Annotated in this window: 13 protein-coding genes; 2 read left to right on the top strand and 11 right to left on the bottom strand. The window is 70.6% G+C overall.

Features of this window, described 5'->3' with window-relative positions; all coding sequences use genetic code 11:
- Nucleotides 1-133: 133 nt before the first annotated feature.
- The gene (locus AC07FT_RS33725; protein ID WP_479179899.1) at nucleotides 134-931 is read right to left on the bottom strand and encodes a S1 family peptidase; all 798 of its coding nucleotides are present in this window, start codon (nucleotides 929-931) and stop codon (nucleotides 134-136) included.
- A gap of 241 nt (nucleotides 932-1,172) precedes the next feature.
- Between AC07FT_RS33725 and AC07FT_RS33720 the strand changes: the two genes are divergently transcribed.
- Nucleotides 1,173-2,093, top strand: a complete 921-nt coding sequence (locus tag AC07FT_RS33720; RefSeq protein ID WP_479179897.1) for a hypothetical protein — start codon at nucleotides 1,173-1,175, stop codon at nucleotides 2,091-2,093.
- A 60-nt stretch (nucleotides 2,094-2,153) separates the two neighbouring features.
- Nucleotides 2,154-2,636, top strand: coding sequence for a PPOX class F420-dependent oxidoreductase (locus tag AC07FT_RS33715; protein WP_479179895.1), 483 nt, complete (start codon nucleotides 2,154-2,156; stop codon nucleotides 2,634-2,636).
- A 107-nt stretch (nucleotides 2,637-2,743) separates the two neighbouring features.
- Here the strand turns inward: AC07FT_RS33715 and AC07FT_RS33710 are convergent, their stop codons facing one another.
- The 10 genes from AC07FT_RS33710 to AC07FT_RS33665 all read right to left on the bottom strand — a co-directional run bounded on the left by AC07FT_RS33710 (nucleotide 2,744) and on the right by AC07FT_RS33665 (nucleotide 15,696).
- Nucleotides 2,744-4,204: a glutamate synthase subunit beta gene (locus AC07FT_RS33710; RefSeq protein WP_479179893.1), complete on the bottom strand. Its 1,461-nt coding sequence runs from the start codon at nucleotides 4,202-4,204 to the stop codon at nucleotides 2,744-2,746.
- Nucleotides 4,197-8,768, bottom strand: coding sequence for a glutamate synthase large subunit (gene gltB / locus AC07FT_RS33705; RefSeq protein WP_479179891.1), 4,572 nt, complete (start codon nucleotides 8,766-8,768; stop codon nucleotides 4,197-4,199). The genes AC07FT_RS33710 and gltB overlap by 8 nt, the downstream gene beginning before the upstream one ends.
- 276 nt (nucleotides 8,769-9,044) lie before the next feature.
- A complete protein-coding gene (locus tag AC07FT_RS33700; RefSeq protein ID WP_479179889.1) occupies nucleotides 9,045-9,776 on the bottom strand; it encodes a VIT1/CCC1 transporter family protein in 732 nt (243 codons plus the stop codon).
- Between the two features lie 167 nt (nucleotides 9,777-9,943).
- Entirely contained in the window at nucleotides 9,944-10,909 is a 966-nt protein-coding gene (gene lgt, locus AC07FT_RS33695; protein ID WP_479179888.1) for a prolipoprotein diacylglyceryl transferase, read from the bottom strand.
- A 72-nt stretch (nucleotides 10,910-10,981) separates the two neighbouring features.
- Entirely contained in the window at nucleotides 10,982-11,776 is a 795-nt protein-coding gene (locus AC07FT_RS33690) for a DsbA family protein (RefSeq protein WP_471202440.1), read from the bottom strand.
- Nucleotides 11,777-11,833: 57 nt separating this feature from the next.
- Complete coding sequence (trpA, locus tag AC07FT_RS33685) at nucleotides 11,834-12,649, bottom strand: tryptophan synthase subunit alpha (protein WP_471202442.1); 816 nt, start codon at nucleotides 12,647-12,649, stop codon at nucleotides 11,834-11,836.
- Nucleotides 12,649-13,884, bottom strand: coding sequence for a tryptophan synthase subunit beta (trpB, locus tag AC07FT_RS33680; protein ID WP_254742983.1), 1,236 nt, complete (start codon nucleotides 13,882-13,884; stop codon nucleotides 12,649-12,651). The genes trpA and trpB overlap by 1 nt, the downstream gene beginning before the upstream one ends.
- A gap of 203 nt (nucleotides 13,885-14,087) precedes the next feature.
- Nucleotides 14,088-14,240: a tryptophan biosynthesis modulator TrpM gene (gene trpM / locus AC07FT_RS33675; RefSeq protein ID WP_368661717.1), complete on the bottom strand. Its 153-nt coding sequence runs from the start codon at nucleotides 14,238-14,240 to the stop codon at nucleotides 14,088-14,090.
- Between the two features lie 6 nt (nucleotides 14,241-14,246).
- Nucleotides 14,247-15,056, bottom strand: a complete 810-nt coding sequence (gene trpC, locus AC07FT_RS33670) for an indole-3-glycerol phosphate synthase TrpC (protein WP_254742985.1) — start codon at nucleotides 15,054-15,056, stop codon at nucleotides 14,247-14,249.
- 157 nt (nucleotides 15,057-15,213) lie between these two features.
- Complete coding sequence (locus AC07FT_RS33665) at nucleotides 15,214-15,696, bottom strand: DUF2752 domain-containing protein (RefSeq protein WP_479179886.1); 483 nt, start codon at nucleotides 15,694-15,696, stop codon at nucleotides 15,214-15,216.
- Nucleotides 15,697-15,914: the final 218 nt, after the last annotated feature.

The raw sequence follows: 15,914 nt of genomic DNA, 5'->3' as shown, positions 1-15,914 counted from the left end.
CCTTTCCCCCTTTCCCGCTCCAAGGTCTACCCCTTCGCTCCGCCTCCTGCCCCGCGGACCCCCCCGTGCGCGGACCACACGAACCGGTCCCCCCCCCCCCCCCCCCCCCCCCGGTCCGGGGGTGGGTCGGGGATCAGCCGCCGAGCTGGTCCGCGCCCGCCTTGATGTCCTTGGCGAAGGTGCTCACCTCGGTGTAGACGCCGGGCTTGCCGGGCCGCGCGCAGCCCTCGCCCCAGCTGACGATGCCGACCTGGATCCACTGGTCGTTGTCGTCCTTGCGGAACATCGGGCCGCCGGAGTCGCCCTGGCAGGTGTCGACGCCGCCGGTGTCCATCTTCCCGGCGCAGAGCTCCTCACCGGGGACGAGCTCGCTGTAGGCGCTCTTGCAGGTGGCGTCGTCCACATACGGAACGGTGGCCTTGAGCAGGTAGCGCTGCTGGCCGCCGCCTTCCTTGGCGGCGCCCCAGCCGGCGACGGTGAAGTCGCCGCTGTTGTAGGCGTCGGTCTCGGCGATCTTCAGGGTGGGCTGGTCGATCGGCTGGGCCAGCTTGATGAGGGCCCAGTCCTTGCCCTGGCCGTTGTAGCCGGGGGCCTGGAGGACCTCGGTGGACTTCACCTTGGTGGCGGAGGAGTCCTGGAGGTCGACGACGCCCGCGGTGGCGGTGATGGAGGTGTTGGGGCCGCTGCCGTCGACGCAGTGGGCGGCGGTCAGCACGATGTCGTTGGTGTAGAGGGCGCCGCCACAGCCCATGGACAGCCGCACCATGAAGGGGAACTCACCCTGGGCGGCGGGGGTGCCGCCGACGACGGTGGGGCCGGGCTCGGGGTCGCGGGGCAGGGCCGTCGCCGTACCGGGGGTGAGGCTGAAGGCGGCGAGGGCGACCGCACCGAGGGCTGTGGTTCTCTTGAGGTGCTTCAGATGGTTGCGCAACTGATTTCCTCTCGTGGGGGGTTGGTGCGCCGATGTCAGGCTCATGCCAAACCGGAAATCGGAAACGCTCGCCGAAGCCCAGTGGGGTGAGCCAGCGAAACACCCTGTGATTATGTGGAGCGGGTGAACCGTGTGACAAGGGGCGCGTTCCGGCCAGCGCGGCCTACCGGCCAGTGGGAAATACGTCCGTAACGTGGAATTCTGACACGGTCTCGGCTGAATACGGACTCGGGGTGACGGCGTGGCGGCACCGGGCAGTGACATCAAGCACGGATTTCCCCATCTGGACACCGTCCGGGCCTCGATCACCGCCCTCTACCGGCGGCTGTCCCGGGACTCGGTCGAGCGGTTCGGCGTCAGTGTGGTCCCCGGTGACGTGGCCTTCTCCGACCAGGACGACCTCTGTCTCGGGGTGCAGCGGGTCGCCCGGGTGATGGTGCGCCATCTGATGCTTCCCGACGCCCGGATGATCGTGAGCTTCCGCGAGATGGAACACGCGGGCAATGTCGATCTCGCGGCGGGTCCGGAGTACTTCATCGAGCTCAACTCACGTTTCAAGGACCACCGGCGGGACATCGGCGCGGCCCTCGCCCATGAGGTGACGCATGTGTATCTGCACCGGCTCGATCTCGGCTTTCCGGGCACTCGCGACAATGAAATCCTCACCGACACCACCGCCGCCTATCTCGGTACCGGCTGGCTGCTGCTGGACGCCTACCGCCAGGACCGGCTCACCAGTCAGAAGCTCGGTTATCTGACCCCGGAGGAATTCGGTTACGTCCTGGCCAAACGGGCGATGCTCTTCGACGAGGACCCACGGCCCTGGTTCACCAGCCCGCAGGCGTACGAGGCGTATACGAAAGGGCTGGAACTGGCCGAGCGGGACCAGCGGCAGCCACCGCTGGCCGCGGCCGGATGGGCGGGCCGCCGCCGCTACGCCCGGGACCGCCGGTCGGCCCGTTCCCTGGCCGAGGCCGGAGCACGCGCCGGGGCCCCGTCCGAACCGCTGTCCACCGGCGGCGACTACACCTTCGAGGGCGGCCGTGCCCTGCATGTCTCCTTCCCCTGTCCGACCTGCCGCCAGCGCATCCGGGTGCCGGTGCGCGGACGGCTGCGGGCCCGCTGCGGACTGTGCCGTACGGTCCTGGAGTGCGACACCTGACGCGGACGCCCGGTGGAACGCTGCCGCCCGCACCGGGCCCCGCGTCGTACGCTCGGCCGTATGAGCCCCTCCATCGCCACCAACACCCCTGTCGGCATCGATGAGCTGCTGGAGTTCGTACGTCCCCGCCACCGCGCCCTCCTGATGACCCGCCGGACCGACGGATCGCCCCAGGCGTCCCCGCTGACCTGCGGCGTCGATGACTCCGGACGGCTCGTCATGTCCACCTACCCCGAACGCGCCAAGGTCCGCAACGCCCGTCGCGACCCGGCGGTGAGCCTGGTGGTGCTCTCCGACGAGTGGAACGGCCCATGGGTCCAGATCGACGGCACCGCCGAGGTGCTCGACATGCCCGACTCCGTCGAACCGCTGGTCGAGTACTACCGCAACATCGCCGGTGAGCACCCCGACTGGGACGAGTACCGCTCCGCCATGCGCAAGCAGGGCAAGTCCCTGATCCGTGTCACCCCCACCCGCTGGGGCCCGATCGCCACCGGCGGCTTCCCGGCCCGGCTGGTGGAGGGCGACCAGCAGCAGGGGTGAACGCCACGCGGCGCCCGCCCCCGGTCGAGATGGGGGTGGGCGCCGCGCGGCCGGTTCCGTACGCCGTTGTACGGGCGGAAACCTGGGGTGTTCCGGGTGCCGGGACCTCAGACCATGAGGGACCGGTCGGTGGGACGGATCGGGGCGGGCAGGGCGCTGGCCCCCGCCAGGTAGCGGTCCACACCGCGGGCGGCGGAGCGGCCCTCGGCGATGGCCCAGACGATCAGCGACTGGCCGCGGCCCGCGTCACCCGCCACGAAGACGCCGTCCACATTGGTGGCGAAGTCGGCGTCGCGCGCCACGTTGCCGCGCTCGTCCAGCTCCAGACCGAACTGCTCGACCAGGCCGTTCTCCCGGTCGGTGCCGGTGAAGCCCATGGCCAGGGTGACCAGCTGGGCGGGGATCTTCCGCTCGGTGCCGGCCTTCTGCTCCAGCTTGCCGTCCTTGAACTCCACCTCGATCAGGTGCAGCCACTGGACGTTGCCCTCATCATCACCCTCGAAGTGGGTGGTGGAGACGGAGTAGACCCGCTCACCGCCCTCCTCGTGGGCCGAGGTGACCTTGTACAGCATCGGGAAGGTGGGCCACGGCTGATCGGGGCTGCGTTCCTCACCGGGCTTGGCCATGATCTCCAGCTGGGTGACCGAGGCCGCGCCCTGGCGGTGGGCGGTGCCCACGCAGTCCGCGCCGGTGTCACCGCCGCCGATCACCACGACGTGCTTGCCCTCGGCACTGATCGGCGAGGTGACGAAGTCACCCTCCTGCACCTTGTTGGACAGCGGGAGGTACTCCATCGCCTGGTGGATGCCGTTCAGCTCCCGGCCGGGCACCGGCAGGTCGCGCGCGGTGGTGGCACCGGCCGCGATGACCACCGCGTCATAGCGGCGGCGCAGCTTGGCCGCCTCGATGTCGCGGCCGATCTCCACCTCGGTGCGGAACTTGGTGCCCTCCGCGCGCATCTGCTCGATGCGGAGGTTGATGTGTCGCTTCTCCATCTTGAACTCGGGGATGCCGTAGCGCAGCAGTCCGCCGATGCGGTCGGCGCGCTCGTACACCGCGACCGTGTGGCCCGCCCGGGTCAGCTGCTGGGCGGCGGCCAGGCCCGCCGGGCCCGAGCCGATGACGGCGACGGTCTTGCCGCTCAGCCGCTCCGGGGGCTGCGGGGTGACATCGCCGGTCTCCCACGCCTTGTCGATGATGGTGACCTCGACGTTCTTGATGGTCACCGCCGGCTGGTTGATACCGAGGACACACGCCGACTCACACGGGGCCGGGCACAGCCGCCCGGTGAACTCCGGGAAGTTGTTGGTGGCGTGCAGCCGCTCGCTGGCCTCCCGCCAGTCCTCGCGGTAGGCGTACTCGTTCCACTCGGGGATGAGGTTCCCCAGCGGACAGCCGTTGTGGCAGAACGGGATGCCGCAGTCCATGCAGCGCCCGGCCTGCTTGCTGATGATCGGCAGCAGGGAACCGGGAACGTAGACCTCGTTCCAGTCCTTGACGCGCTCCTCCACCGGACGGGTCTCGGCGACCTCGCGATCCGTGGTCAGGAAGCCCTTGGGGTCAGCCATTGGTCGCCGCCTCCATCATCTTCTCGGTGGTCTCGGACTCGGAGAGCCCGGCTCGCTCGGCGGCGTCCTTGGCGGCGAGCACGGCCTGGTAGGTAGCGGGGATGATCTTGCTGAACCGGGTGAGGGCGGTGTCCCAGTCCTCGAGCAGCGCGCTCGCGACGGTGGATCCGGTCTCCTCCTGGTGGCGTCGCACCGCGTCGTGCAGCCACCGCTTGTCGGTGTCGTCCAGCTCGCCGACGGCCGAGACCAGCTCACCGTTGACGTTGTCCCGGTCGAGGTCGATGACGTACGCGATACCACCGGACATACCGGCCGCGAAGTTGCGCCCGGTCGGGCCGAGCACGACCGCGTGACCACCGGTCATGTACTCGCAGCCGTGGTCGCCCACGCCCTCGGAGACCACGGTGGCACCGGAGTTGCGGACGCAGAAGCGCTCGCCGACCCGGCCGCGCAGATACATCTCACCGCTGGTGGCACCGTAGGCGAGGGTGTTGCCCGCGATGGTGGAGTACTCGGCGAGGTGGTCGGCGCCGCGGTCCGGGCGGACCACCACCCGGCCACCGGACAGCCCCTTGCCGACGTAGTCGTTGGCGTCACCCTCCAGCCGCAGGGTGACCCCGTGCGGCAGGAAGGCGCCGAAGGACTGGCCGGCCGAACCGGTGAAGGTGATGTCGATGGTGTCGTCGGGCAGTCCGGCGCCGCCGAACTTCCGGGTCACCTCGTGGCCCAGCATGGTGCCGACGGTCCGGTTGATGTTGCGGACCGCGACCTGGGCGCGGACCGGCTGCGCCGCCTCGGCGGAGTCGGCGTTCAGCGCGTCGGCCGCCAGCTTGATCAGCTCGTTGTCCAGCGCCTTGGCCAGTCCGTGGTCCTGCTCGACCGCCTGGTGGCGGACGGCGCCCTCGGGCAGCTCCGGCACGTACAGCAGCGGGGCCAGGTCCAGGCCCTGCGCCTTCCAGTGCTGGACGGCGCGGGTGGTGTTCAGCAGCTCGGCGTGGCCGACGGCCTCGTCGAGGGTGCGGAAGCCCAGCTCGGCCAGGAGCTCGCGGACCTCCTCGGCGATGAACCGGAAGAAGTTCACCACGAACTCGGCCTGGCCGTTGTAGCGCTCGCGCAGCACCGGGTTCTGGGTGGCGATGCCGACCGGGCAGGTGTCCAGGTGGCAGACGCGCATCATCACACAGCCGGAGACCACCAGCGGGGCGGTGGCGAAGCCGAACTCCTCGGCGCCCAGCAGCGCGGCGATGACCACGTCACGGCCGGTCTTCAGCTGACCGTCGGTCTGCACCACGATCCGGTCGCGCAACCCGTTGAGCAGCAGGGTCTGCTGGGTCTCGGCGAGACCCAGCTCCCAGGGGCCACCCGCGTGCTTGAGCGAGGTCAGCGGGGAGGCGCCGGTACCGCCGTCGTGGCCGGAGATCAGCACCACATCGGCATGGGCCTTGGAGACGCCCGCGGCCACGGTGCCCACGCCCACCTCGGAGACCAGCTTGACGTGAATGCGCGCCTGGGGGTTGGCGTTCTTCAGGTCGTGGATCAGCTGGGCCAGGTCCTCGATGGAGTAGATGTCGTGGTGCGGCGGCGGGGAGATCAGGCCCACACCGGGCGTCGAGTGCCGGGTCTTGGCCACCCACGGGTAGACCTTGTGGCCGGGCAGCTGGCCGCCCTCACCGGGCTTGGCGCCCTGCGCCATCTTGATCTGGATGTCATCGGAGTTGACCAGGTATTCGCTGGTCACACCGAAGCGGCCGGAGGCGACCTGCTTGATGGAGGAGCGGCGCGCCGGGTCGTGCAGCCGCTCGGAGTCCTCGCCGCCCTCGCCGGTGTTGGACTTGCCGCCCAGCTGGTTCATGGCGATGGCGAGGGTCTCGTGCGCCTCCTGCGAGATGGAGCCGTACGACATGGCGCCGGTGGAGAACCGCTTGACGATCTCGCTGACCGGTTCGACCTCCTCGATCGGGATCGAGGGCCGGTCGCTCTTGAAGGAGAACAGACCGCGCAGCGTCATCAGCCGCTCGGACTGCTCGTTCACGCGCTCGGTGTACTTCTTGAAGATGTCGTAGCGACGGGCGCGGGTGGAGTGCTGGAGCCGGAAGACCGTCTCGGGGTCGAACAGGTGCGGCTCGCCCTCGCGGCGCCACTGGTACTCGCCGCCGATCTCCAGCGCCCGGTGGGCGGAGGGGATACCGGTGGCCGGGTACGCCTTGGCGTGGCGGGCGGCGACCTCCTTGGCCACCACGTCCAGACCCGCGCCGCCGATCTTGGTGGCGGTGCCGTGGAAGTAGGTGTCCACGAAGGACTCGTCCAGACCGACGGCCTCGAAGACCTGGGCGCCGCGGTAGGAGGCGACGGTGGAGATGCCCATCTTGGACATCACCTTCAGCACGCCCTTGCCCAGCGCCTTGATCAGGTTGCGGATGGCGGTCTCGGCCTCCGTACCGGGCAGGAAGGTGCCCGCCCGGACCAGGTCCTCGACCGTCTCCATCGCCAGGTACGGGTTGACCGCCGCGGCGCCGTAGCCGATCAGCAGCGCGACGTGGTGCACCTCGCGGACGTCGCCCGCCTCGATCAGCAGCCCCACCCGGGTGCGCTGCTTGGTGCGGATCAGGTGGTGGTGGACGGCCGAGGTGAGCAGCAGCGAGGGGATCGGCGCATGCTCGGCGTCGGAGTGCCGGTCGGAGAGGACGATCAGCCGGGCGCCGTCCTCGATGGCGGCGTCGGCCTCGGCGCAGATCTCGTCCAGCCGGGCGGCGAGCGCCTGACCGCCACCGCCGACCCGGTACAGACCGGAGAGTGTGGCCGCCTTCAGACCGGGCATGTCGCCGTCGGCGTTGATGTGGATGAGCTTGGCCAGCTCATCGTTGTCGATCACCGGGAAGGGCAGGGTGACGCTGCGGCAGGAGGCCGAGGTGGGCTCCAGCAGATTGCCCTGCGGACCCAGTGAGGAGATCAGCGAGGTGACCAGCTCCTCGCGGATCGCGTCCAGCGGCGGATTGGTGACCTGCGCGAACAGCTGGGTGAAGTAGTCGAAGAGCAGCCGCGGCCGCTCGGAGAGCGCGGCGATCGGCGAGTCGGTGCCCATCGAGCCGATCGGCTCCGCGCCGGCCTTGGCCATCGGCGCGAGCAGGACGCGCAGCTCCTCCTCGGTGTACCCGAAGGTCTGCTGGCGGCGGGTGACCGAGGCGTGGGTGTGCACGATGTGCTCGCGCTCGGGCAGGTCGGCCAGGTCGATCAGACCGGCCTCCAGCCACTCGCCGTACGGCTGCTCGGCGGCGAGCTGTGCCTTGATCTCGTCGTCCTCGATGATCCGGTGCTCGGCGGTGTCCACGAGGAACATCCGGCCCGGCTGGAGACGGCCCTTGCGGACCACCTTGGACGGGTCGATGTCCAGCACGCCGACCTCGGAGGAGAGCACCACCAGGCCGTCGTCGGTGACCCAGTAGCGGCCCGGCCGCAGACCGTTGCGGTCCAGCACGGCGCCGACCTGGGTGCCGTCGGTGAAGGTGACACAGGCCGGGCCGTCCCAGGGCTCCATCATCGTGGAGTGGTACTGGTAGAAGGCGCGCCGGGCCGGGTCCATGGCGGGGTGGTTCTCCCACGCCTCGGGGACCATCATCAGCACGCTGTGCGGCAGCGAGCGGCCGCCGAGGTGCAGCAGCTCCAGGACCTCGTCGAAGGTCGCGGAGTCGGAGGCGTCCGGGGTGCAGACCGGGAAGATCCGGTCCAGTTCCTTCTCCCCGAACAGCTCGCTCATCAGCTGGGACTCCCGGGCCCGCATCCAGTTGCGGTTGCCCTGGACGGTGTTGATCTCACCGTTGTGGGCGACGAACCGGTAGGGGTGGGCCAGCGGCCAGCTCGGGAAGGTGTTGGTGGAGAACCGGGAGTGGACCAGCGCGATGGCCGTGGCGAAGCGGCGGTCGGACAGGTCCGGGAAGAACGGCTCCAGCTGGCCGGTGGTCAGCATGCCCTTGTAGACGAGGGTGCGGGAGGACAGCGAGGGGAAGTAGGTCCCGGCCTCGCGCTCGGCGCGCTTGCGCAGCACGAACGCCTTGCGGTCCAGGGCCACCCCGGTGCTGACGCCGTCGGTGACGAAGAGCTGGGAGAAGGCGGGCATGGTGGTGCGCGCCCCGTTGCCCAGCAGGTCGGGGGCGACCGGCACCTCGCGCCAGCCGAGGACGGTCAGGCCCTCCTCGGTGGCGATCCGCTCGATCTGCTCGATGGCCGCAGCGCCCTCGGCCTCTCCCTCCGGGAGGAAGGCGATGCCCACCGCGTACGCACCCGCCTCCGGCAGCGCGAAACCGGTGACGGTCTCGCGCAGGAAGGCGTCCGGGACCTGCACGAGGATGCCCGCGCCGTCACCCGAGTCGGGCTCCGAACCGGTGGCCCCGCGGTGCTCGAGATTGCGGAGAACGGTGAGAGCCTGCTCCACGAGTTCATGGCTGGCCTCGCCGGTGAGGGTCGCCACGAAGCCGACGCCGCAGGCGTCGTGCTCATTGCGTGGGTCGTACATTCCCTGGCGGGCGGGGTGGGATGCGGAACGCATCGGCTCTCCCGTCGTCGTCATGGCATCTGAATGTGCCGAGGGACGACGTTGGCCCTCCGCGAAATTTCGTGCAGGTTACATGATGAGGTGATTCTCGGGAACTGGTCATTCCGTTTCATCATGCGGACACCCCCGCACCGGGGTGATCAAGGCAATGGGTACCGGGCGACGACCGTCGCCTCGATGGGAGGCGGGCGACATTGCCCGCGCGTTACGGCTTTATGCCCCGCGACGGAGGTTCGAAACCGTCGAGTAACGGAATAGTGATGCGGAAGGCCGTATGACTACAGTGCGGCGCTAGCCTATGGCGGTACCGAAGAAGGTGCCCAGGGCGTAGGTCACACCGGCCGCGGCGCCGCCCAGCGCCAGCTGCCGCAGCCCGCTGTACCACCAGCTCCGGGCGGTCACCCGGGCCACCACCGCGCCACAGACGAACAGCCCGATCAGCGCCAGCACCACCGCGGGCCACAGCGCGACCGCGCCCAGCAGATACGGCAGCACCGGCAGCAGCGCGCCCAGGGCGAACGAGCCGAACGAGGACACCGCGGCCACCGTCGGTGACGGCAGATCGTCCGGGTCCACCCCCAGCTCCTCACGGGCGTGGATCTCCAGCGCCTGCTCGGGGTCCTTCGACAGCTGCTCGGCCACCTCACGGGCCAGCTTCGGCTCCACCCCGCGCGACACGTACAGCGCGGCCAGCTCCTCCAGCTCGTCCACCGGGTGCTTGCGCAGCTCGCGCCGCTCCACCTCCAGCTCGGCCTGGACCAGCTCACGCTGGGAGGCGACCGAGGTGTACTCCCCCGCGGCCATCGAGAACGCACCGGCCGCGAGTCCCGCGAGCCCGGTGATCACGATGGTCTGGCGGTCCACCGCCCCGCCCGCGACACCGGTCATCAGCGCGAGGTTGGAGACCAGGCCGTCCATCGCGCCGAAGACGGCGGGGCGCAGCCAGCCGCCGTTCACATCCCGGTGGGTGTGGTTGTCACGGTGGGCGATATGCGGTGACGCGGCGCTGTCGATGACGGACATCTGGAACGTGCTCCCTTCGCGGAGGGCTCCCCGCCCTCTCCCCAACAGTTCGAAGGTACGCGCGAATTCCCCTCTCCCGCCAGCAAGGAAGGCCGAACTTACCTCTCTGACCTGCGAAAACGCGAAAGCCGCCGAACCCAGTGGGTTCGGCGGCCTTGCGGGGAGCACTACTTGGAGGGTTTCGCCTCCGCGGTGACGGCGGACCCGGCGCTCTTCGGAGCGTCCTTGCCGGAGCCGTCCTCACGCTGCGCGTCACCGTCGGCGGCGTCGGTGGTGTCGGCGGCGTCGGTGCTGTCCGCCGCCCCGTCCTCCACCGCCGCGGGCTCGACCACGGTCTCCCGGCCCGGGGCCCGCTTCGCGGAGATCACCATGTAGGCGACCGCGCCGAGGAAGACCACGATCGAGGTCCAGTTGTTGAGCCGCATCCCGAGCACATGGTGGGCGTCGTCCACCCGCAGGTACTCGATCCAGAAGCGGCCCACCGTGTAGCTGGCGACGTAGAGCGCGAACGCCCTGCCGTGCCCCAGCTTGAAGCGCCGGTCCGCCCAGATCACCAGCAGCGCGACACCGACGCACCACAGCGACTCGTAGAGGAAGGTCGGGTGGTATGTACCGGCGGCCCGCCCGGTCTCCGCGTCGGCGTCGATCTTCAGGCCCCAGGGCAGGGTGGTGGCCTTGCCGTAGAGCTCCTGGTTGAACCAGTTGCCCCAGCGGCCGACCGCCTGGGCGAGGGCGATACCGGGCGCGATGGCGTCCGCGTAGGCCGGGAGCGGGATCCCCCGGCGGCGGCAGCCGATCCAGGCGCCCAGCGCACCGAGCGCGACGGCCCCCCAGATCCCGAGGCCGCCCTCCCAGATCTTGAACGCGTCGACCCAGTTCCGGCCGTCCGTGAAGTACAGCTCGTAGTCGGTGAGGACGTGGTAGAGCCGTCCGCCGACCAGGCCGAAGGGCACCGCCCAGACGGCGATGTCGGCGACGGTGCCGACCCTGCCGCCCCGGGCCACCCAGCGCCGGCCGCCGAGCCAGACCGCCACGAAGACACCGATGATGATGCAGAACGCATAGCCGCGCAGCGGGATCGGACCGAGGTAGATCACGCCGGACGACGGGCTGGGAATGTAAGCGAGGTCCATGACAGGGTCGACGCTACCGTGCCGGGCGGCGAATACCACAACCCACCCGGCACAACGGCTGCGTAACGGGGCTCAGCCCCGGCCCTCCGCGGCGACCATCCGCTTGAGTTTGTTCGGGCTCAGCGGCTTGTTGGGGTCGCCGTAGACCGACTTCCCGTTGAGCAGCACGGTCGGGGTCGAGGCGAAGCCCGAGCGGTTGAAGGTCTCGCTGGACTTCTTCACCCAGCCGTCGTGGCGCCCGTCCTTCACACAGGCGCGGAAGGCGGGGGTGTCCAGCGCCGGGACCTTGCCCGCCAGCTTGATCAGCCGGTTCTTGTCGGCGTAGGTGTCACGGGTCTCGTCCGGCTGATGCTGGTAGAGCACATCGTGGTACGCGCGGAACTTCCCCGCGTCCTGGGCGCAGCCGGCCGCGTTCGCCGCGTGCAGCGAGCCGATGCCGCCCATGTTGCCGTCGATGATCGTCACCAGGTGGTACTGGACCTTCAGCCGTCCGCTGTCCTGCAGCTGGTGCAGGGTGGTGCGGAAGGCGTCCTCGAACTGCTTGCAGCCGGGACAGCGGAAGTCCTCGTAGACGGTCAGCGTCGAGGGCGTGGGCCGGCCCTGTTTGGCGTCCCGGCCGGTCTCGATCACCAGTCGGCCCTTGCCGACCGCGCCGCGCGGCGGCTCCACCGCGCCGCCGGACTTGCCCGAGTCCTCTTTGGCCTTGGACGCGAACAGACCCACTCCGGCGGCGACCCCGAGCACCACGACCACCGCCCCGACGGCGGCCATCGTCCGCTTCCGCTTGTCGCGCGCCCTGTCCTTCTCACGCTGTTCCTGCAGCCGCTCACGGGCGCTGCGCTTTCCCTCACGGTTTTTCTGGCTCACGCCCACGCCTAACGAGGCGGAGGAGCACCGTCGGGCTCCTCCGCCCCGCGATTCCCTCTAACGAGCGACGCGAACGCCCGCGGCGAGCTCACCGGCCAGCTCGCGCACCGCGCGGAGTCCGGCCTCGTGGTCATCGGCGTCCAGCAACCGCTGGACGAACGCCGAACCCACGATGACCCCGTCCGCGAAGGCCGCGACCTCCCGCGCCTGCACGGCGTTGGAGACCCCGAGGCCCACGCACACCGGCAGCTCGGTGGTGGTGCGGGTCCGCTCCACCAGCTCACGGGCCTCCTGGCCGACCGACTCCCGGGTGCCGGTGACACCCATCAGGGAGGCGGCGTAGACGAAGCCGCTGCCCGCCGCCGTGATCTTCGCCAGCCGCTCGTCCCGGCTGCTGGGCGCCACCACGAACACGGTCGCCAGACCGTGCTGCTCGGCAGCCTTCCGCCACACCTCGGACTCCTCGACCGGCAGATCGGGCAGGATGCAGCCCGCTCCGCCGGCCTCGGCCAGATCGGCGGCGAACCGCTCGGGGCCGTAGCGGTCCACCGGGTTCCAGTAGGTCATGCACAGGATCGGGGCGCCGGTGGCGGTGTGCACCTCGCCCACGGTCCGGATGACGTCGCGGATCTTCACCCCGCCGCGCAGGGCGATGTCGTCGGCGGTCTGGATCACCGGTCCGTCGAGCACCGGGTCGCTGTGCGGCAGTCCGACCTCGACGACGTCACAACCGCCCTCGATCATGGCCGTCATGGCGGCCACGCCGCCGTCCACGGTCGGGAAACCGGCGGGCAGATAGCCGACGAGCGCGGCGCGTCCCTCGCTCCGGGCCCGGCCCAGGACCGATGACAGCAGCTCCAGGTTTCCGGCCATCACTTCGCTCCCTCGTCGTACAGCCCGAAATACCGCGCCGCGGTGTCCATGTCCTTGTCACCGCGTCCGGAGAGGTTGACGACGATCAGGCCGCCCTCGCCCAGCTCACGGCCGAGGTCCAGGGCCCCGGCCAGCGCGTGGGCGCTCTCGATCGCCGGGATGATGCCCTCGGTCTGGGACAGCAGCCGCAGCGCCTGCATCGCGCCGTCGTCGGTGACGGCCCGGTACTCGGCGCGGCCGACGTCCTTGAGGTAGGCGTGCTCGGGGCCGACCCCGGGGTAGTCGAGACCGGCCGAGATCGAGTACGGCTCGGTGATCTGCCCGTCCTCGTCCTGGAGGACGTAGGACCGGGAGCCGTGCAGGATGCCCGGCTCGCCCTCGCTGAGGGTCGCGGCGTGTTCACCGCTGTCCAGCCCGTGTCCGGCGGGCTCGAAGCCGACGATCCGCACGCTCTCGTCCGGCAGGAACGCGTGGAACAGACCGATCGCGTTGGAGCCGCCGCCCACACAGGCCGCCACGGCGTCGGGCAGCCGTCCGGTGCGCTCCAGGATCTGCCGCCGCGCCTCCACCCCGATGACCCGGTGGAAGTCGCGCACCAGGGCCGGGAAGGGGTGCGGTCCGGCCACGGTGCCGAAGAGGTAGTGGGTGCGGTCCACATTGGCGACCCAGTCGCGGAACGCCTCGTTGATGGCGTCCTTCAGGGTGCGGCTGCCGGACTTCACGGCGATGACCTCGGCGCCCAGCATCCGCATCCGGGCCACGTTGAGGGCCTGCCGCTGAGTGTCCACCTCGCCCATGTAGATGGTGCACTCGAGTCCGAACAGGGCGCAGGCGGTGGCGGTGGCCACCCCGTGCTGTCCGGCCCCGGTCTCGGCGATGACCCGGGTCTTGCCCATCCGCTTGGTGAGCAGGGCCTGGCCGAGCACGTTGTTGATCTTGTGCGAACCGGTGTGGTTGAGGTCCTCCCGCTTGAGGAAGATCCGTGCACCGCCCGCGTGCTCGGCGAACCGCGGCACCTCGGTCAGGGCGCTGGGCCGCCCGGTGTAGTTGACCAGCAGGTCTTCGAGTTCAGCGGCGAACGCCGGATCGGACTTCGCCTTCTCGTACTCGGCGGCGACCTCGTCCACCGCGGCGACCAGCGCCTCGGGGATGAACTTGCCGCCGAACGCGCCGAAGTACCCCTCGGCGCTGGGGACCTGACCCTCGGGGTCCGGAATGAAGAAATCAGAGGACATTCGCTGTACTCCGCATGTCTCGATGGATGACGACCACAACGCGGGACGGGCACACCGCCGCCGGAGCGGGGGCCGGGGGGCCGGTGCGTCACGGCCGGGGTCGCGGGGATCTCCGGACGGCGGGGAGCCCCGGGAAGGGGTCTCCGGCGCCCGTACGGTCACACGACCGCGGCACGGTACGGCCTACGGCACCTCTGCCGGTGTCAGCGGTGCGCCGTGCGCCGCCATCGGCGCCCGTTGATCTGCCCCGGTTCGCATCCGATGTGGTAGCGCACGCGCCGTCCGCGCACCCGGCGTGCGGGCGCGCGACAGCCCCGGGGACGGCACCCCCGGGCCAAGCGTGCGTACGTCTCCATGATCCGTCAGTCCCGCCCGTGGCGCAGCGCCGGATGGGCACCGGCCGCGACCAGATCGGCGACGGCGGCCTTGGGGTCGCGCCCGGTCACCAGGGACTCGCCGACCAGCACGGCGTCCGCGCCGTCGTTGGCGTAGGCGATCAGGTCGTGCGGACCGCGCACCCCGGACTCGGCGATCTTGACGATGTTGTCCGGGATCTCGGGCGCGACACGGGCGAAGTTGCCGCGGTCCACCTCGAGGGTCTTCAGGTTGCGCGCGTTGACGCCGATGAGCTTCGCCCCGGCGTCCACCGCCCGCGCGACCTCCTCCTCGTCGTGCACCTCGACCAGCGGGGTCAGCCCGATGGACTCGGCCCGCTCGATCAGGGAGACCAGGGCCTCCTGGTCCAGCGCGGCGACGATCAGCAGCACCACGTCCGCGCCGTACGCCCGCGCCTCCCACAGCTGGTAGGAGGTGACGATGAAGTCCTTGCGCAGCACCGGGATGTCGACCTTGGCGCGCACCGCCTCCAGATCGGCCAGCGATCCGCCGAAGCGGCGCTGTTCGGTCAGCACGCTGATCAGGGCGGCACCGCCTGCCTCGTAGTCGGCGGCGAGCCCGGCGGGGTCGGCGATGGCGGCCAGCGCGCCCTTGGACGGGCTGGACCGCTTGACCTCGCAGATCACCTTGACGCTGTCGCCCTTGAGGGCCGCGACCCCGTCCTTGGCCGGCCGCGCCTTGGCCGCCCGCTCCTTGAGCTCGTCGAGGGTGACGCGCGCCTGCCGCTCCGCGAGGTCGGCACGGACTCCGTCGATGATCTCGTCGAGCACACTCACGCGAGCGGCCCCCTTCCCGGGTGGGGATGAAGCAGATGGTCGGCGCCGGTGGGGCGGAAAACCGCTGCACCAGGCACTGCGATGGTAGCTGTCAGAAGACCCAGGTCTCGCATCCGGTTGACGTCGAGTCCCACGACATGGACATACACAACAGTGGTCACGGCGTCAGTAGTCCCTCGAACGGGAAATTCCGGACGATCGTGAAGATCACTGCGAGCCCGAGGAACGTCCCGATCTGCCAGCCGCGCGGGCCGTACGGCCGTCCCCGCGCGGTCGCGGGGAGCCGTCCCCCCGCGACCGACCGCGCGCACCACACCAGCCAGCAGACCGCGAGCAGGGCGTAGGCGAGGACCGCGAGCGCGTTGTCGCGCAGCGCGGCGGGCAGATCGCCGTGGGCGAGGGCGTGGGCGCCGCGCAGCCCCCCGCAGGCCGGGCAGTACAGCCCGGTGAGCCGCAGCACCGGGCAGACCGGATAGTGGCCGGGCTGGTGGGGGTCGACGGCGGCGACGTAGCCGAAGGCGGCGACAGCACCCGCGAGCACCCCCAGCGGCCCGAGCAGCCGCCGTACCGCGCCGCCCGCGCCACTCGGCGTGGCGGACGGCGGAACCGGGTCCGGGGCGATCGGCGACGGTGCGCTCACACCGCCGAGTCTGCATGCGGCACGGCGAAGGCGCAGCTCAGAGGTGAGACATCTGCCGCCGTACGGGTCGCGGGGGGGGGGGGGGGGGGGGGGGGGGGGGGGGGGGAGAGGGGGAGGGGGGGGGGGGGGGGGGGGGGGGGGGTGGAGGACGGGGGGGGGGGGGGGGGGCCCGTGGAGGACCTTTCACAAACAGCGGGGGGGGGGGGCCACCAAAAGAA

Source organism: Streptomyces sp. NPDC045899, assembly GCF_056431485.1.
Note: the sequence above shows the minus strand (reverse complement) of the source record. Positions and strands in the feature narration are given on the sequence as shown.